Here is an 18290-nt window from a genome sequence, read left to right as displayed (position 1 = left end):
TGTTACTCTGCTGCGATATTTGTGACCACAGACTTTCGATAATCGTCAAGTAGTTTCTCTTGAAACTTTTTTGCCTCTTCAATGGATTTCTCTTTAACATGGCCGAAGCCGCGGATTTCGGCGGGTAGCGAGGCGAGGGAAACAACCTGCTCCAGACTGGCGCCGTCGAGGGTCTCGAGAAGCTCTTCCAGCAGCGACTCGTAACCGGCAAGAAGCGCGCGTTCGCTCCGGCGTTCCTCGGTTTTGCCGAAAATATCGAAGGCGGTACCGCGCAGGAATTTCAATTTTGCCACCAGTTTGAGGGCCGGCATCATCCAGGAACCGAAGGTCATTTTCTTCAGGTGACCCTGGCTGTCCTTGTCCGCCAGCAGCGGCGGCGCCATATGGAATTTGAGGCTATAGTCGCCCTCGAACTGTTGGGCCAGCTTGCGGCGGAAGCGGCCGTCGGTGTAAAGCCGGGCCACCTCATATTCATCCTTGATGGCCAGCAGCTTGTAATAGTTTTTCGCAACCGCTTCGGTCAGGGCCTCGCTGCCGGGCCGGGCGGCCTGTTCTGCCGTGCGCACCCGCTCGACCATGGCCCGGTATCTGTCGGCCAGCGCCTGGTTCTGATAGGCCGTGAGTTCACCCGCCCGATAGTCGATCCGCTCGTCCAAGGTCTGGGGGAGGTGGCGTCCGGCCGCCGACCCGGGTAGGGAGTCCCGGACCCTTTCGGGAAGTTCGGCGGCCAGACGACCCCAGACGAAACTCTGTTTGTTGCTGGCCACGGCGACGCCGTTGAGCTCGATGGCCCGATAGAGCGCGCCAAGGCTGAGCGGCAGTTTGCCCTTCTGCCAGGCATAGCCCATCAGGAACATGTTGGTGGCGATGCTGTCGCCCATCAGCAGGGTGGCCAGCTCGGTGGCTTCAATCATATCCAGTCCGGCCCGGCCGACCATGGTCTCCAGGTTGCGGTGGATCAGGCCGTCATGGATGTCTGCATCCCGGTTGAGGGTGAACTGGGCGGTCTGGGTCTTGTGGGCGTTGAGGATCACATGGCTGCGGCCCTTCTCCAGGGTACGCAGGCTTTCCGGGCTGCCGGCTACGACCATGTCGCAACCCAGCAGCAGGTCGGTATGGCCGCTGGCAATGCGCACCGCATCCATATTGTCGGCTTTGTCGGCGACGCGTACATAGCTGTAGACCGAACCGCCCTTCTGGGCGAAACCGGTGAAATCGAGCACGCTGGCGGCCTTGCCTTCGAGATGGGCGGCCATGGTGATGATCTGGCCGATGGTCACCACGCCGGTGCCGCCGATGCCGGTGATCAGGATGTCATAGCTGTCGCCGATTTTCGGCAGGGCCGGGCTCGACAGTTCGCTTTCCAGCGCCAGCGGGTCCTGGCGGTTGCCTTTCCGGACCTGGCCGCCTTCGACGGTGACGAAGGAGGGGCAGAAGCCTTCGATACAGCTGTAATCCTTGTTACAGCTGGACTGGTCGATGGATCGTTTGCGGCCAAGTTCGGTTTCCACCGGCACGATGGACACACAGTTGGACTGCACGGAACAGTCGCCGCAGCTCTCGCAGACCAGCTCGTTGATGAAGGCCCGCTTCGGCGGATCGGGAAATTCTTTCTTCTTGCGGCGGCGGCGCTTTTCCGCGGCACAGGTCTGGTCGTAGATGATGGCGGTGACGCCTTCGATCTCGCGCAGCTCGCGCTGCACCGTATCCAGTTCGTCCCGGTGCAACACCTGCACGTCGGGGGCGAAGTTGGCCCAGCCCAGATATTTATCCGGCTCGTCGGAGAGTACCCGGATCACCCTGACACCCTCGTCATGGAGCTGGCGGCTGATCTGGTCGACCAGCAGGGTGCCTTCCAGCGGCTGGCCGCCGGTCATGGCGATGGCGTCGTTATAGAGGATCTTGTAGGTGATGTTGACCCCGGCGGCGATCGCCTGGCGGATCGCCAGCAGGCCGGAATGGTAATAGGTACCGTCACCCAGGTTCTGGAAGATATGGCCTTCGTGGGTAAACGGCGCCTGACCCAGCCAGTTGACGCCTTCGCCGCCCATCTGGGTCAGGCATTCGGTGTCCCGGTCCATTTTGGTCGCCATGAAATGACAGCCGATCCCGGCCAGGGCGCGGCTGCCGTCCGGCACCTTGGTGGAACGGTTATGGGGACAGCCGGAGCAGAAATAAGGCGTGCGCAGGTCCTTCTGGTCGAAGACGCCGATCAGTTTCTGTTTTTTCTGCCAGCGGTCCAGCTGTTGTTCGATATGGTCTTCGAGGCCGAGCGGCTTCAGCGACGGCAGCAGCGCGGCCAGCACTTCTTCCGGGCATAGCTCGCCGGTCGCCCGAAGCAGCGGCGCGCCATTCTCGTCCTGTTTGCCGATCACCGGCGGTCGCTGGTCGGCCGGCATGTTGTAGAGGATGTCGCGGATTTGCCGTTCCACGAAACTGCGCTTTTCTTCAATGACAAGGATTTTGTCACAGCGGCGGGTGAAGTCTTTGATCCGCTCCTGCTGCAGCGGCCAGGTCATGCCGATTTTCAGCAGGGCGATGCCTTTTTCTTCCGCGACCCGGGCATCAATGCCGGCCATGCGCAGCGCTTCCGCGAGGTCAAGGCTGGCCTTGCCGCAGGTGACGATGCCGAGACGCGGGCTCTCGCAGTCCCACACCATCCTGTCGAGGCTGTTGTGACGGGCGAAATTGTCAACCGCCTTCAGTTTGTGGTCCATCAGGCGATATTCGATGTCCCGGAACGGATCGGGCCAGCGGTAATGCAGCCTGGTCGGATCATAGCCCTCATGGGCCGGAATGGTGAACTGCCGGTTGACCAGGTCCAGGTTGACGGTGCCGGCGCTTTCGACGATTTCGCTGGTGGCGATAAACCCGGACCAGCAGCCGCTGAAGCGGCTGAGGGCGAAGCCATAGAGGCCGAAATCGAAATAATCCTGCAGCCCGGCCGGGGCAAGGACCGGCATCATCCAGCTCTCCATCACCTGTTCGCTCTGGTGGTTCATGCTGCTGGAGACCGCATTATGGTCATCGCCGGCCACCACCAGCACCCCGCCGCGGGGGGAGGCGCCGAAGGCATTGCCGTGCTTGAGGGCGTCACCGGCCCGGTCGACACCTGGGCCCTTGCCGTACCAGATGCCGAACACGCCGTCATAGTCGGCCTTGGGATTGCGTTCCACCTGCTGGGTGCCGAGCACGGCAGTAGCAGCCAGTTCCTCGTTGATGCCGGGCTGGAATTTGATGTTGGCCTGTTCGAGGTATTTGTTCGCCTTCCACAGCGCCATGTCATAGCCGCCGAGCGGGGAGCCGCGATAACCGGAAATGAAACCGGCGGTGTTGAGACCATTTGCCCGGTCCAGCGCGGCCTGCATGAGCGGCAGGCGCACCAGCGCCTGGGTGCCGGTCAGGAAAACCTGTCCGTCATTTTTCTCGTAGCGGTCGTCAAGCTGGTAGCTGTCGTCGAAGCTGCCCGGGTGCATGGTCATGGCTTATCTGCCCCTTGTTTTGTCGTTAGGGGAATAATATCCCTTCCGCGCAGGAATGTCCTTGCGATCTTTGCTGAATGTTTGTATAAAATAGGAAAATATTTCTAAAAAAATTAATAAATTGGAAGGAAATTCCATGAAATTGGATCATATTGATTTTAACATCCTTCGGGAGCTGCAGCAGGACGGCCGACTCAGCAATAACGACCTGGCCCAGAAAGTGGGCCTGTCGCCGTCGCCCTGTTGGCGGCGGGTCAAGCGACTGGAGGAAGAAGGGATTATTGACCAGTATGTAGCCCTGCTGGATCCGGAAAAGATCGGCCTGCCGATTGTCGCTTACTGCCAGGTGATGCTGGAAAAACACCAGCTTGACCAGAGCGACCAGTTTGACCGGATGATCGGGGAACGGGCGGAAGTGCTGGAATATTATTCCATGAGCGGCGACTATGATTTCCTGCTCAAGGTCATCAGCCGCAGCATCAAAGAATATGAGGAATTCCAGACCCAGTTTCTGATGCGCCTGCCGGTGGTGCGGTCGGTCAGTACCTCTTTTGTCCTGAAACAAAAGAAGCACACAACCCGGTTGCCCTTACGCTTCGTGAATCAGCAAAAAGACTGAAATGGCCGTTTGACCACTGCAGCCTTTTGGACATACACTAGCCACAGAGCACCGTTGTACTTTATGGGAATAATGGGGGCATTATGCAAACAACCCTTCGACTGATCGTATCCTGTCTTTTGTTCTTGCTGTCGACGCAGGCCCTCCAGGCCCAGACTGTCCCCGAAGAGACCGCTGCCGAGGGCGCGGCGCGGGCAACTTCCTCGCGGCCGGTCCTGCGTGTATTGATCAGACCGGACTATTCTGAAGAAGAGAGCCGGAAGTATATCTCTCCGCGGGCGCTGCCATCATTCAGGAGTTATGGCGGCGGCGAAGTGGTGATCAACTGGCAGGACCTGCTGGATCCCGACTATATGGCCGGCAAGGCCGTTGAGTTGAGTGATGCGATGGTGATCGTGGAGACGCCGAGGCGGGTCTATTTCGAAGATGCGGGCTACAGCATGGAAAAACTGGCTGTCCGCTTCGACTATTTCAATCTGGCCGAACATGAGAATGACATCTACGAAAATACCTGGACGGGCGGGGAGCTGACGGCAAAAATCAACCTGCCGGACTACGGCCAGCTGTTCACCCGTTACCAGTTGAAAACCATTGACGATGCCAATTCGGAAAGCGACCGCTGGCTGGTGCGGCTCCTGACCCTTTATTGAGGCGGCAGGCCTTCTTGAGAATCCAGGTCCGGGGCCGGGGCGTCTTCCTTGAGGCTCGGATTAATATCGAAGATTTTGCCGCCGCCAGCCTGGCAATCCTCGATGGTCAGGGCAATTTCCTCGATCAGTTCCATATAGAGGTTGGCCCCGGGCTCCAGATAAACACCTAACGGATCAATCACGTCATAGTTGGCCGAAGTATCGCCCATGACGACGGTGGCGATACGCGGGTGCGCACCGGGTGTTCCCAGGACGCAGGTGACATTTTTCTCTTTTGCGATCCGCTTCAGGGCTTTCAGGTGCTTGGCGCTGGGCGGACTGTCCGCTTTCAGCTGGATGGCGCCGACACTATAGAGGGAGAAGGCCTTTTCAAAATACTGGAACGCATCATGATAAATCATGATGGGTTTGTTTCTGTAGGGGCGCAGGTCCTCGCGCAGCCGATCCTTCAATTCATAGAGCCGTTTGATGACCAGCTTCGAATTGCGGATATAGGTGACACGATTATCCGGGTCCAGTTCGGACAGGGTTTCCTCGATCATGCGGACCATCTGGATGGCATTTTCCGGATCAAGCCAGATATGCAGATCCATTTCCTCATGATCATGTCCTTCATGGTCTTCGTTTTCTTCGGTGAACCAGATTTTGCTGGTGCGGTAGGGAAGAAGCTTGAGGTTTTTTGCCCCGGACAGGGCGACCGCCTTTACTTTGTGCCGGTCATTGTCAACGATGCTTTCAAGGAAGGTTTCCAGCTTGGTGTCCACATAAAACAGCACATCCGCGTCGACAACCTTGCGGATATCGGACGGCCGCATGCGGAAGATATGGGGATCGAGAGCGCTATCCAGCAAAAGGGAGGCTTCCCCCTCGCTTCCCATTACGGATTGCACCAGGGAATGAACCGGCTTGATGCTGGCAACAACATCCAGTTTTCTCGCCTGGGCGGGAAGGGCCGCCGCCAGGATAATAACTGTACTGAAAAGAACCCTGAATAGTCTGTTGATCATTATTTTTCCAAATTTGTTATAACATAACGTATCTGATGGTTCAGGCCTGTAAAGTCAAGTGCTGATTTCAATTTATACTCCTCCATTTCAGGTGGCGGCAATCAACAAGCCGCCACCAAAGGTCAGGAAGGTGACGAGGAAAATGACGAAGGTATAGCCCATGATCTGGCGCATGTGCAGTCCGGCGATGGCCAGCAGGGGGATGGTCCAGAACGGCTGGATCATATTGGTCCACTGGTCGCCGTAGGCCACACCCATGACCACCAGCGGCAGGTCGACACCGAGCTTCTGCGCGGCATCGATAAAGACCGGGCCCTGGATCGCCCACTGGCCGCCGCCGCTGGGGACGAAGAAGTTGACCAGGCCGCCGGAAATAAACGCCCAGAACGGCAGGGTTTCGGGGGTGGAAATGCTGGTGAACCAGTCGGACATGACGTTGACCAGCCCGCTGTTGAACATCAGGCCCATGATGCCGGCATAGAGCGGATATTGCAGCAGTACCGGAGAAACGGTGCGGCTGGCATTGCCGATCAGGCCGACATAATGCAGCGGATTGCGCGCCAGGATCAGTCCCAGGGCGAGGAACGACCAGTTGACGATATTGAGGTTCAGGTTGAGCCCCTTGCTGGAAAACCAGTGGACCAGGTAAACCATCAGAAACAGGCCGAGCGCGATGGAGATTAACCGGCTGTTGTCCATATGGCCGGCTGGCGACAGGGGGCTGCCGTGGCCGGCGGAACGGTCGGCTTCTTCCTCATCTTCGCGCATGGATTCCATGGCCTCGACCGGGGCTTCCAGAATATCCTCCTCTTTGGGCCGCATCAGGCTGCAGGTGATGGCGACCAGAGCCAGGGTGACAAAGGCGATGAGGATGTTCCAGCCGGCGAAAATGGTGTCGGTGACCGGGATCAGGCCGCCGATGGTGCCTTCCAGGGCATTGCCCGGGGTGGCGACAAACAGCGGCGCCGAGGCGGAATAGCCCATATGCCAGATGACAAAGCCGGCATAGGCGGAGGCGACGAGCAGCGGGAAATGCAGGCGCAGGCCTTTGCGGCGACCCTCGATCGCCACCTGCTGGGCCAGGATCGCGCCGGCCACCAGGCCAAGGGACCAGGACAGCAGGCTGGCCAGCCCGGCAATCACGGTCACCATCAGATAGGCGGCGGCCTGGCTTTTCGGCAGGCCGCCGAGGAATCTCAGGCAGCGCTGGATGGAATCCGTATGGGCAAGGGCGTGGGCGGCAATCAGCATGATCGCAAGCTGGGCCATGAAGCTGAGCAGAGAGGCAAGGCCATCGCCCCAGGCCACCACGGCATCCATGGGCGTTATGTCTGTCAGGCCCAGGGTAATCAGATAGGTAAGCAGGGTCAGCAGGATGGCAAAGACAAAGGGGTCGGGATAATATCGTTCCACAAAGATGGTGAATGGTTTCGCCAGAAGCTGAAAATATTTCATGGGATCCTCCGCTTTTTTTCCGCACATTGTGAAGCATGGTGCCCGAGATTCAACTTAAAAGGACAAATCCCGGTATATTCACGTTTTTTTCAGATTTGCATCTTAGTATTCCAGGCTGAATGGGAAAAAGACAGGATTGGTTGGGTTCATTTTACAAAGGCAAGTGGGACAAGGGGTTTGATATGGCAGCAGCTGCAGCGGAAGTAATGGAACAGGAAGTCGTCTTTTCAGAGGACGAGATCATTGTCAGCAAGACGGATGTCAAAGGCAAAATTACCTACGCCAATGATATCTTCTGCACCGTCAGTGGATATCACGTGGACGAGCTGATCGGCAAGCCGCACAATATCATTCGCCATCCGGATATGCCGCGCTGTATCTTTAAATTCATGTGGGATACTCTCGGTCGTGGCGAAGAAATCTTTGCCTATGTCAAAAACGGCTGCAAGGACGGCCGCTATTACTGGGTGCTGGCTTATGTCACACCGTCCCTGGATCTGAACGGGAATGTCTGTGGCTATCATTCCAGCCGTCGTACCCCCAATCGCCGGGTGCTGCCGAAAATTGAAGATCTTTATACGAGCCTGCGGCGGACCGAGCAGCAGGCCGCCAGCCCGAAGGATGGCATGGCCGAGGCAGAAAAACAGTTCCTGCAGATCCTGGCGGGCAAGGGAATGACCTACCCGGAATTTTTATTCTCGCTTGAGAATTCATAACGCCGGGGCCTGACCCGGAAAACGGATAAATCCGGGTCAAAATTCCGCCCGATTTGTTTTTATTGATAAAGAGCCAACCCGAATGTAAAAAGGGGTTGGCTCTTTTCTTGTTTGGCGTGTTATAGTCCAGCCAGAATCGGGATAAGGGGATTTTAACAAGGCTTGATAATGTCGGCCGGACGCAGACTCCGGACGCAGAAAAGACGGGTAGAGTATGAATTTTCACATCGGGGACTATTCCCTTTCCAAACTCACAAAGAATGCCGTTCTGATGATCGCTGCGCTGCTGCTTCTGGCCGGCTGTGGCGGCCGCGATACCCTCAAATATGAAGACAGGTCGGTCGAGGAAATCTATGACTGGGCGCTGGACTATATCAACAAGGGCCAGTATCGCTATGCGGCGGTGGCCTTTGACGAGGTGGAACGCCAGCATCCCTATTCCGTCTGGGCGCGCCGGGCGCAGCTCATGTCTGCCTATTCCTACTATATGGCCAACAAATATGAGGAAGCCATCCTGACCGCGGGGCGCTTTATTTCGCTGCACCCCGGTAACAAGGATGCCGCCTACGCCTATTATCTGACCGGGCTGTGCTATTACGAGCAGATTACCGACGTGCGCCGCGACCAGAAAATCACCGAGCAGGCGCTTGCCGCCTTTACCGAGGTGGTGCGCCGGTTCCCCCTGTCCAAATATGCCCAGGATGCCCGTCTCAAAATCGACCTGACCCGGGATCACCTGGCCGGCAAGGAAATGGAAATCGGCCGCTTCTACCAGAAAAGCGGTGAATATATGTCGGCGATCAAGCGTTTCCGTACCGTTGTGGAAGACTATGAAACCACAAGCCATGTGCCGGAAGCCCTGCACCGTCTGACCGAACTGTATATGACGCTGGGCATCTACCCGGAGGCCCTGAAGACCGCCGCCGTCCTGGGGCACAACTACCCGGACAGCAAATGGTACAAATATAGTTACGAGTTGATGAAGAAATATTCCAATTAGGAGGCGCCCGCGTCCAGATGCTGATCGGCCTTACCATCAGGGATATTGTTCTTATTGACCGGCTGCAAATCCCTGTGCCGGAAGGCCTTTCCGTGCTCAGCGGGGAAACCGGCGCCGGTAAATCCATCCTTCTTGACAGTCTGGGGCTGGCCACCGGCCAGCGCGGCGAGCGGGAGCTTGTCCGCCACGGTGCGGAGCAGGGCGTGGTGATTGCCGAATTTTCCCTGCCCGCCGATCTGCCGCTCTGGTCGTTGCTGGAGGAACAGGGGCTCGACTATGAACCGGGCGAACTGATCCTCAAGCGTACCCTGTCCGGTGAAGGGCGCAGTCGCGCCTTCGTCAATGACCAGCCGGTCAGTATTGGCCTGTTGCGCCAGCTTGGCGAGATGCTGGTGGAAATTCACGGCCAGCATGATGAACGGGGCCTGCTCAATCCGGCCGGCCACCGGGCCATGCTGGATGAATATGGCAACTACCGGAAAGAACTGGCTGCTGTCGCCGGAACCTATGAAAAACTGGTGTCCCTGAAGGAAGAACTCCGCGCCGAACAGGACAAGATGGCCGAGGCGCAGCGGGATGAGGAATATATCCGCTACAATCTCGAGGAACTGGAAACCCTTGATCCGCAGGAGGGCGAGGAAGAGGAACTGTCGGAACGGCGCGCCCATATGATGAAGGGCGAAAAGCTGTCCGACGGCCTCAATGAGGTTCTGTCTGACCTGCTGAATGACAAGGGCGCGGATGCGTCCCTGCGCGGGGCGCTCCGGCGGCTGGAACGGATGGCGGACCAGTCGGAAGGCCTGCTGGAATCTGTCGTGCAGTCGCTGGACCGGGCGGCGATCGAGACGGCGGAAGCCATCGCCGGACTGGAACAGGTGGTCAGGGACCTGGAGTTTGACCCCCAGGACCTGGAGCATAGCGAGGAGCGGCTGTTTGCCCTGCGCGCCGCCGCCCGCAAGCATAGCTGCCAGGTGGACCAGCTGGCGGCCCTGAAAGAGGATTTTGCCGCACGGCTGCGCGCCCTGGAATTCGGCGACGAGGAAATCCGTCGCCTGACCGCTGAGGTCAGGCAGGCGGAGGAGGCGTTCCGGCAAGCTGTCGGCGCCCTGAGCGAAGCCCGGCACAAGGCTGCCGACAGGCTGGACAAACTGGTCAACGCCGAACTGCCGCCACTGAAACTGGAAAAAGCCAAATTCCGCACCACCCTGACCCCGATGGCGGAAGAAGACTGGAATGCGTCCGGCGGCGAGAAGGTGGAGTTTGAAATCAGCACCAACCCCGGTGCACCCTTTGCCGGCCTGATCAAGATTGCCTCCGGCGGGGAACTGAGCCGCTTTATCCTGGCCCTCAAGGTGGTATTGGCGACGGAAAATACCGTGCCGACCCTGATTTTCGACGAAATCGACCGGGGGGTGGGCGGCGCTGTCGCCGATGCGGTGGGTGAACGGCTGAAACGCCTGTCCGAACATGCCCAGATCATGGTCATCACCCATTCCCCCCAGGTGGCGGCCCGGGGCAACAGCCACTGGTTGATCCAGAAACGCCAGCTGGGCGCGGCGGAACAGATGAACACCACCATTACTGCCCTGGATGAGGAGGCCCGGCGCGAGGAGATCGCCCGGATGCTGGCCGGGGCCACAGTGACTGACGAGGCCCGGGCGGCCGCCGCAAGCCTGATGCAGGGATAGAAGATGTCAGACCTTACCACCATTGCCCCGGACAAACTGACCGAAGACGAGGCGAAAAAGGAACTTGAACGTCTGGCAAAAGAAATCGCCCGTCATGACAAGCTTTATCACCAGCAGGATGCGCCGGTCATTTCCGATGCGGACTATGACGCCCTGCGCCGCCGCAACGACGAGATTGAGAAGCTGTTCCCCAACCTGGTCCGGGAAGACAGCCCCTCGGAACGGGTTGGCGCTGCGCCCGCCAGCGGCTTCGCCAAGGTCGAACACGCCAAACCGATGCTGTCGCTGGATAATGCCTTTGAGGAGCAGGATGTGATCGATTTTGTCGATCGCTGTCGCCGGTTCCTGAATTTTTCTGCCGGTGATGAGATCGCGCTGACGGCTGAGCCCAAGATCGACGGCCTGTCCGCCTCCCTCAGGTTCGAGAAGGGCGTATTTGTCCAGGGGGTGACCCGTGGCGATGGCCGGGTCGGGGAGAATATTACCGACAACCTCAAGACCCTGGACGATATCCCGAAAAAGCTGCAAGGTGACGGCTGGCCCGAGGTGCTGGAAGTGCGCGGCGAGGTCTATATGGGCAAGGCGGACTTTTTCACCCTCAACGAAAAGCAGACCGCGGCCGGCAAGAAAATATTCGCCAACCCCCGCAATGCGGCGGCGGGGTCACTCAGGCAGCTGGATAGTTCCATTACCGCCGAGCGGCCACTCAAATTCTTTGCCTATGGCTGGGGCGAATTGTCTGAACCCCTGTCGAATACCCAGCATGGGGCGCTGGAGCAGTTGGGCAAATGGGGCTTTGTCATCAACAGTCTGACCAAAGTCTGCACTTCCGCAGAACAGGCGGTGGAACATTACCGCGAGATCGCCCGTGAGCGGGCGGAACTGGACTATGACATTGACGGCGTGGTCTACAAGGTCGACCGGCTCGATTTGCAGGACCGGCTCGGCATGGTCAGCCGGGCGCCGCGCTGGGCCATTGCCCACAAGTTCCCGGCCGAACAGGCCATTACCACTCTCCAGGATGTGGAATTTCAGGTCGGCCGGACCGGCGCCGTAACTCCTGTGGCCCGGCTGGAACCGGTGACGGTCGGTGGCGTCGTGGTTTCCAATGCGACCCTGCATAATGCGGACGAGATCGAACGGCTCGGTGTGCGGATCGGTGACAAGGTGATCATCCAGCGGGCCGGCGATGTGATTCCCCAGGTGGTGCGGGTCCAGGAAGCGGCCGGGGACGGCCGGGACATCGAATTTCCCAAGGAATGCCCGAGCTGCGGCAGTCATCTGGAGCGCGAGGACGGGGAAGTGGTCTGGCGCTGTTCCGGCGGGCTGATCTGCCCGGCGCAGCGGGTGGAGCGGCTCAGGCATTTCGTTTCCCGCAATGCTTTCGATATTGATGGTCTGGGCGCCAAACAGATCGAGTTCTTCTTCACTCAGGGCATGATCCAGAGCCCGGCCGATATTTTCACCCTGCAGAAACGGGACGAGGCCGCGGGTAATCTGCAACGGCTGAAGAATTTCGACGGCTGGGGCGAGCTGTCGGTCAAAAACCTGTGGCAGGCGATCGATGCGCGCCGGGAAATCACCATGGATCGTTTTCTCTATGCCCTGGGGATCCGGCATATCGGCCAGAATAATGCCCGGCTGCTGTGCCTCAATTATCTGTCCCTGGACACTCTGCTGACCCAGATGGAGGCGTCCCGCGACCGGGACAGCAGCGCCTATCAGGAATTGATGAATATTGACGGGATCGGGCCCAAGGTGGCGGAAGCCATTGTCGAGTTTTTTGCCGAGCCCCATAACCAGGAAGTGATTAATAACCTGCGGGCGGAAGTAAAGGTGCTGGATTTCGAGGCACCGAAGACCGAAGGTTCCCTGGTGGCGGGAAAAACCATCGTGTTCACCGGCAAGCTGGAAAAAATGTCCCGCCAGGAAGCCAAGGCTTCGGCGGAGAACCTCGGCGCCAAAGTGTCAGGATCGGTATCGGTGAAAACCGATATGGTGGTGGCCGGGCCGGGGGCCGGGTCAAAGCTCAAGAAAGCGACGGAACTGGGTATCCAGACCCTGACCGAGGATGAATGGCTGGAGCTGATCGGCCAGGCCTGAGGGCCTCAGTTAACTGCAACCTGATTATTATCCTCTATAGCTATGCATTATTTAATACCCTTTATTTTCAGGTATGCGCAAATTGCATGCCTGCCGCGCAATTTTATTACCTACTAAAATTTATATAAAACTTTATCTAAAGGTCACCGATTGGGAGCCAACGGTTTAATTCAACAGATTTTAAGGATAGATCAATGACAAAATATATCGACGGATATGATTTCATGGATCTGTTGAAGGACAAAAAGCTTGTACCTGTGACAGATCAAATTGACGCAACGCTGACCGAAAAAGTCGCTGCCATTATGTCCAGACTGACAGGCCGTATCAATGACTCTGTCGTTGTGGCTGACTATGACTTCATGGACCTGCTGCAGGAAAAAGGTTATGTGCCTGCAGGTGAGCCGGCCAACGACAACATTGCTGTGGTGAACGTGGCTTCCTGAGCCAGGACATTGCAGAACAGCCAAATGAAGGAGCCGGCTTATGCCGGCTTTTTTGTTTACTGGTTCCCGTTTCCGCTCGTCAGACCCGTTTGAGGGTCAGGGCCCGCCATTCGCCCAGGGCATATTCCTTTTCCAGACTGAATCCCTGCGCCCGGTAGGCGTCCAGAACCCGCTCCTGCTGATGATCCAGCAGGCCGGACAGCACCAGGCGACCGTCCGCTGTCAGGTGCCGGGCCATCTCCGGCGCCAGCTCGATCAGCGGCCCGGCCAGGATATTGGCGACAATCAGGTCGAACGGGCCGCGGCCGGCGAGTTCGGGATCGTCAAAGCCATCGGCGGTCAGGGCAAAGACGCCGGTTTTGTCTTCTGCCGAGGCCGCCAGCTTCACATGGTTGATTTCCGCATTTTCGATGGTGGTCTCGGTGGCGATGGGGTCAATGTCGCTGGCGGTGACGGGGCTGTCCCATATTTTCGCCATGGCCAGCGCCAGCACGCCGGAGCCGGTGCCGAGGTCGAGGATATTGTGCGGCTGCCCCTGTTCCGCAATATCCTCAATGGCCCTGAGGCAGCCATGGGTGGTGCCGTGCTGGCCGGTGCCGAACGCCTGTCCGGCCTCGATCTGCAGGGCGATCCGGTCCGCCGGCACCTTGTCGGCATCGTGGCTGCCGTGGATAAAGAATCTGTTGGTTTTCACCGGTTTGAGGATTTTCTGGGACTCCGCGACCCAGTCCCGCTGCTCCACTTCCTCGATCACAAAGGCCGGCATGTCCAGCTGGTACATGTCGCAGAGAAAGCCGAGCGCCTGCCGCACCCGGTCTTCGGCCGGCCGGTTCACATAATAGGCTTCGAAGGTCCAGACCTCCGGCCGTTCCGGGATTTCGAAGGTGGCGATGGTCGGGATCGGGTCATCCCCCTGGGCATAGAGCAATTCCTCGAAAGCGGACGTTACTTCAAGGGGAAGTTCGAGGGTCAGTTTCCAGGTGGAATCCGGGGTCGTCGCGGGGTCGGTCACGGGCAGGGTCCTTCTGTCATTGGTGCCTTTATGGCCAATATCGGGGCGGGAAACAAGCCGCAAAGCAGTATTTTTCGCGACAAAATGCGACAAGCTCCCGCATATCTGCGACGAGAGGCTGTTCACATACTTGTGAGGAACGGGTTTGTTCTTTTATACTGATTCCATAAATTGAGCCAACTAAGCATAATAAAAGCCATAACAAAAACTGACCTGAAGGAGCCTGAGATGAAGGGGATATTGACAACCGCCGCGGTATTGTCCGTGACCATGTTTGCCGGCACGGCTTTTGCGGCTGACGCTTCCAGGATGCTGGACCATAAGGATTTCGAGCGGATCGCGATCGAAACCGGCATTGCACTTGATGTGCATGTCGGCAAGGATTTCTCTGTAGAGCTGAGCGGCAAGGAAAAATATGTCGGACGTGTTGTCACCGAAGTGAAAGACGGCACCCTATATGTGAAATATGACAAAGAAGATGAAATCGTGCTTGGCGACAAGAACCTGCATCTGGACATCTCCATGCCCAAATTCACCGCCCTGGAAGTGGATGGTGCCGTGGATGCGGACATCGAGGGCTTTGACGGTGGCGATTTCGAAATCGAGCTCAACGGTGCCGGCAATATCGAGATGGAAGGCAAATGCGACAAGCTGGTCATCGACCTCAATGGCGCCGGCAATATCGAGGCGGAAGACCTTGAATGCAAGGACGTGGACGTTGACGTTAACGGCGCCGGCAATGTGGAAGTTTATGCTTCTGAATCCATCGTCGCGCAAGTCAGCGGCTTCGGCAATATCGATGTTTACGGCAAGCCGAAAAAGGTCGACACCAGCGACGGCCTGTTCAGCAGCATAGATGTCCACTAAGTTGATACAAATTCGACGGGTAGTAGGTAAGTAAAGCGAGAAAGACCATGAAAAAAAGTATGTTAGTCCCGGGCGCCCTGTTTCTGGCCGCCGCTCTCCCCACCCTGGCCCCCTCCCTGGCATTGGCCGGCGGTAAATCCTATGACCTGAAGGAATTCGACCGCATCGAAATCGACAGCAGCGTCGATTTCGAAATCGAGGTTGGCAAGAAACAGTCAGTCAAGGTCGAGGCCAGCGAGGAAACCCTGGAACGGCTCGACGTTTTCGTCCGTGGCCACACCCTGACCATCCGTCAGAAGCGCGGTAAATACCGCAACTGGAGCGGAGAGAAACCGGAAATCATGATTGCCATGAAGACCTTGGAGGACCTTGAAATCAACGGTTCGGCCGACGGCACCATCAAGGGCCTCAAGACCGAACGGTTCGACCTGGAGATCAACGGCTCCGGGGATATCGAATTTACCGGCAAGGTCGGCCGCCTCGACGTGGAACTGAACGGCACCGGCGAAGTGACTGGTGAAAAAATTGACGCGGGTCATGCCTCGGTGGAAATCAACGGCTCCGGCGACGTCAGCCTGGAAGGCACCTGCGAAAAGCTGAACCTGGAAATCAACGGTTCCGGCGAATTTGACGGCGACAATCTGAAATGCCAGGCCGCCGATGTGGAGATCATGGGCTCCGGCGATGCCTCCGTCTATGCCACGGACCTGGTGGATGTGGAAGTGATCGGCTCCGGCACCGTGGATATTTCCGGCAAGCCGGACAAGGTGATGAAGGAAGTCCGCCGCCACAACAACATCATCATCCGCGACTAGGTCGCGACAAGAGATAACTCACCAACTATACCGGGCCGCCCTTGGGCGGCCTTTTTTTTATGGGGAATTGTCAGGCTTTGGTGAGGAAACTTTCCATCACTTTGCGGCGGCTGCCTTTTTCAAAATCGATTTCCAGCTTGTTGCCGTCGACGGCGACCACGCTGCCATAACCGAATTTGTCATGGAACACCCGCTCGCCGAGGCTGAAGGCGGACGGGGCCGAGGCCTTGCTCTTCGGCGAGGCGTAGCTGCCGGCGGATTTTTTGGCCTTGGAGCGGTCGAGCTGGTAATTCTTCTCATATTTCTCCTGGCCGGACCAGCTGCTGGTTCTGCCGAAACCGCTGCCCCCCTGATCGAACTCATTCTGCCGGGTGTTCTGGGCGTAAAAGCCGGTCTGGCCGCGCTGCTCGATATGCTCGTCCGGCATTTCGGCGATAAAGCGCGACGGGATCGGCGCGGTGTAATTGCCGAACAGATAGCGGGACGAGGCATGATAGACATGGGCCTGCTTGCGGGCGCGGGTGAGGCCGACGTAGGCGAGGCGGCGCTCTTCCTCGAGCCCCTTCTGGCCGCTTTCCTCGAGCGATTTCTTGGACGGGAACAGTTCCTCTTCCCAGCCCGGCAGGAACACGCAGTCGAATTCCAGCCCTTTGGCCGCATGGAGCGTCATCAGGCTGACTTTGTCGGCGCTGGCGTTCTGTTCATTCTCCATCACCAGGCTGATATGTTCGAGGAACTCGGCCAGGCTGTCGAACTCGCCCATGCCGCGGCTGAGCTCTGAGAGGTTCTCGAGCTTGCCCGGCGCCTCCGGCGATTTGTCATTCTGCCACATGGCGCGGTAGCCGCTGTCCTCCAGCACCGTCTCCAGCAGCTCCACATGGTTTTCCGTGGTGGCGAGGTCGCGCCAGCGCTCGAAATCGGCCACCAGCGCCGCCAGAGCCTTGCGGGCGGCGGGGCGCAGTTCCTCGGTCTCACAGACTTCGCGCGCCGCCTGCATCAGCGAGACGCCCTGGGCCCGGGCGAGGGCGTGCAGCACATTGACCGAGGCGGCGCCGAGGCCGCGTTTGGGCACATTGATGATCCTCTCGAAGGCGAGGTCGTCCTGGGGCTGGGCGATGACGCGCAGGTAAGCCATGGCGTCGCGGATTTCCTGGCGCTCATAAAAGCGCAAGCCGCCGACGATGCGGTAGGGGATGCCGAGGGTGAGGAAGCGTTCCTCGAACTCCCGGGTCTGGAACCCGGCGCGCACCAGAATGGCGATCTCCCGGAGGGCATGGCCCTTCCTCTGCAGGTCCTCGATCTGCTCGCCGATGGCCCGGGCTTCCTCGCGCCCGTCCCACACCGGATTGACCGTGACCGGCTCACCGCCTTCCTCCGCGGTCCACAGCGTCTTGCCGAGCCTGCCGGCATTGCTTTCAATCAGCCCGCCGGCGGCGCCCAGGATATGGGTGGTGGAGCGGTAGTTCTGCTCCAGCCTGATCACCTTCGCGCCGGGGAAATCCTCCTCAAAGCGCAGGATATTGCCCACTTCCGCGCCGCGCCAGCCGTAGATGCTCTGGTCGTCATCGCCGACGCAGCAGATGTTCCGGTGGCCCTGGGCCAGCAGGCGCAGCCAGAGATATTGCGCCACATTGGTGTCCTGGTATTCGTCGACCATGATATATTTGAAGCGCCGCTGGTACTCGGCCAGCACCTCCGGGTGGGTCTGGAACAGGGTCAGGCAATGCAGCAGCAGGTCGCCGAAATCGCAGGCGTTGATCTGCCTGAGCCGGGCCTGGTAGGCTTTGTAGAGCTCGATGCCGCGGCCGTCGGCATAGTTGTGGCCTTCGTTGGCGGGCACCTTGTCGGGCGTCAACCCGCGGTTTTTCCAGCCGTCGATGAGCGAGGCGAGAAGGCGCGGCGGCCAGCGTTTATGGTCGATATTGCCGCCTTCAATGAGCTGCTTCAGCAAGCGCAACTGGTCGTCGGTGTCGAGGATGGTGAAATTGCTTTCCAGTCCCAACAGGTCCGCATGGCGGCGCAGGATCTTGACCCCGATCGAGTGGAAGGTGCCGAGCCAGAACATGCCCTCGACCGCCTCGCCGATGATGCGGCCGACCCGCATTTTCATTTCCTGGGCCGCCTTGTTGGTGAAGGTTACGCACAGGATCTGCCCCGGGTAGGCCCGGCCGGTGGCGAGGATATGCGCCAGGCGCGTGGTCAGCACCCGGGTCTTGCCGGTCCCGGCCCCGGCCAGCACCAGCACCGGCCCGTCCATGGCCTCGACCGCTTCCAGCTGCGGCCCGTTCAGGCCCTGCATATAGGGCGGCGGACCCGCCGGATTTTGGCCGGGTTGAGACGGTTCGGGGGCCGGGGAAAACTCGTCCGGCAGATCATCAAGGTCAAAGGGATCAGACATGGGGGAGTTATAGCTTATTTTTGCAGCGGATA

The 18290-nt window shown here is 58.6% G+C and carries 14 protein-coding genes; 9 read left to right on the top strand and 5 right to left on the bottom strand.

Features of this window, described 5'->3' with window-relative positions:
* Positions 1–2 precede the first annotated feature (2 nt).
* Complete coding sequence (locus FIV46_RS16015; protein WP_219846163.1) at positions 3–3482, bottom strand: indolepyruvate ferredoxin oxidoreductase family protein; 3480 nt, start codon at positions 3480–3482, stop codon at positions 3–5.
* Positions 3483–3618: 136 nt separating this feature from the next.
* Here FIV46_RS16015 and FIV46_RS16010 point away from each other — a divergent pair, with 136 nt between their 5' ends.
* Positions 3619–4101, top strand: a complete 483-nt coding sequence (locus FIV46_RS16010) for an Lrp/AsnC family transcriptional regulator (RefSeq protein ID WP_139941929.1) — start codon at positions 3619–3621, stop codon at positions 4099–4101.
* Positions 4102–4184: 83 nt separating this feature from the next.
* Positions 4185–4751 carry a hypothetical protein gene (locus tag FIV46_RS16005; RefSeq protein WP_139941928.1) on the top strand — a complete coding sequence of 189 codons (567 nt, stop codon included), beginning with the start codon at positions 4185–4187 and terminating at the stop codon, positions 4749–4751.
* Here FIV46_RS16005 and FIV46_RS16000 read toward each other — a convergent pair.
* Positions 4745–5758: a zinc ABC transporter substrate-binding protein gene (locus FIV46_RS16000; protein WP_139941927.1), complete on the bottom strand. Its 1014-nt coding sequence runs from the start codon at positions 5756–5758 to the stop codon at positions 4745–4747. The two genes, FIV46_RS16005 and FIV46_RS16000, sit on opposite strands and share 7 nt — an antisense overlap.
* 87 nt (positions 5759–5845) lie before the next feature.
* On the bottom strand, positions 5846–7213 hold the full coding sequence (locus FIV46_RS15995; RefSeq protein WP_139941926.1) for a short-chain fatty acid transporter: 1368 nt from the start codon (positions 7211–7213) through the stop codon (positions 5846–5848).
* A 182-nt stretch (positions 7214–7395) separates the two neighbouring features.
* On the opposite strand from FIV46_RS15995, the gene FIV46_RS15990 reads away from it, so the two are divergent.
* From FIV46_RS15990 to FIV46_RS15975, 5 genes are all read left to right on the top strand, one after another.
* The gene (locus FIV46_RS15990) at positions 7396–7929 is read left to right on the top strand and encodes a PAS domain-containing protein (RefSeq protein WP_246056973.1); all 534 of its coding nucleotides are present in this window, start codon (positions 7396–7398) and stop codon (positions 7927–7929) included.
* A 214-nt stretch (positions 7930–8143) separates the two neighbouring features.
* Entirely contained in the window at positions 8144–8929 is a 786-nt protein-coding gene (locus FIV46_RS15985) for an outer membrane protein assembly factor BamD (protein WP_139941925.1), read from the top strand.
* 17 nt (positions 8930–8946) lie between these two features.
* Positions 8947–10617, top strand: coding sequence for a DNA repair protein RecN (gene recN, locus FIV46_RS18140; protein ID WP_181163275.1), 1671 nt, complete (start codon positions 8947–8949; stop codon positions 10615–10617).
* A gap of 3 nt (positions 10618–10620) precedes the next feature.
* Positions 10621–12720 (top strand): NAD-dependent DNA ligase LigA, encoded by a 2100-nt coding sequence (gene ligA, locus FIV46_RS18135; RefSeq protein WP_181163274.1) that lies wholly within the window; start codon positions 10621–10623, stop codon positions 12718–12720.
* Between the two features lie 194 nt (positions 12721–12914).
* On the top strand, positions 12915–13166 hold the full coding sequence (locus FIV46_RS15975) for a hypothetical protein (protein WP_139941924.1): 252 nt from the start codon (positions 12915–12917) through the stop codon (positions 13164–13166).
* Between the two features lie 79 nt (positions 13167–13245).
* Here the strand turns inward: FIV46_RS15975 and FIV46_RS15970 are convergent, their stop codons facing one another.
* Complete coding sequence (locus tag FIV46_RS15970) at positions 13246–14178, bottom strand: 50S ribosomal protein L11 methyltransferase (protein ID WP_181163273.1); 933 nt, start codon at positions 14176–14178, stop codon at positions 13246–13248.
* 228 nt (positions 14179–14406) lie between these two features.
* Between FIV46_RS15970 and FIV46_RS15965 the strand changes: the two genes are divergently transcribed.
* Both FIV46_RS15965 and FIV46_RS15960 read left to right on the top strand, forming a co-directional pair.
* Entirely contained in the window at positions 14407–15045 is a 639-nt protein-coding gene (locus FIV46_RS15965) for a head GIN domain-containing protein (protein WP_139941922.1), read from the top strand.
* Between the two features lie 47 nt (positions 15046–15092).
* Positions 15093–15860, top strand: a complete 768-nt coding sequence (locus FIV46_RS15960) for a head GIN domain-containing protein (protein WP_139941921.1) — start codon at positions 15093–15095, stop codon at positions 15858–15860.
* A 70-nt stretch (positions 15861–15930) separates the two neighbouring features.
* Here the strand turns inward: FIV46_RS15960 and FIV46_RS15955 are convergent, their stop codons facing one another.
* Positions 15931–18258, bottom strand: coding sequence for an ATP-dependent helicase (locus FIV46_RS15955; protein ID WP_139941920.1), 2328 nt, complete (start codon positions 18256–18258; stop codon positions 15931–15933).
* Positions 18259–18290: the final 32 nt, after the last annotated feature.

The sequence above is a fragment of the Emcibacter nanhaiensis genome (assembly GCF_006385175.1).
GTDB classification, from domain to species: Bacteria; Pseudomonadota; Alphaproteobacteria; order Sphingomonadales; family Emcibacteraceae; genus Emcibacter; species Emcibacter nanhaiensis.
The sequence above is the reverse complement of the archived record's forward strand: the minus strand, read 5'-3'. Positions and strand labels throughout refer to the sequence as shown.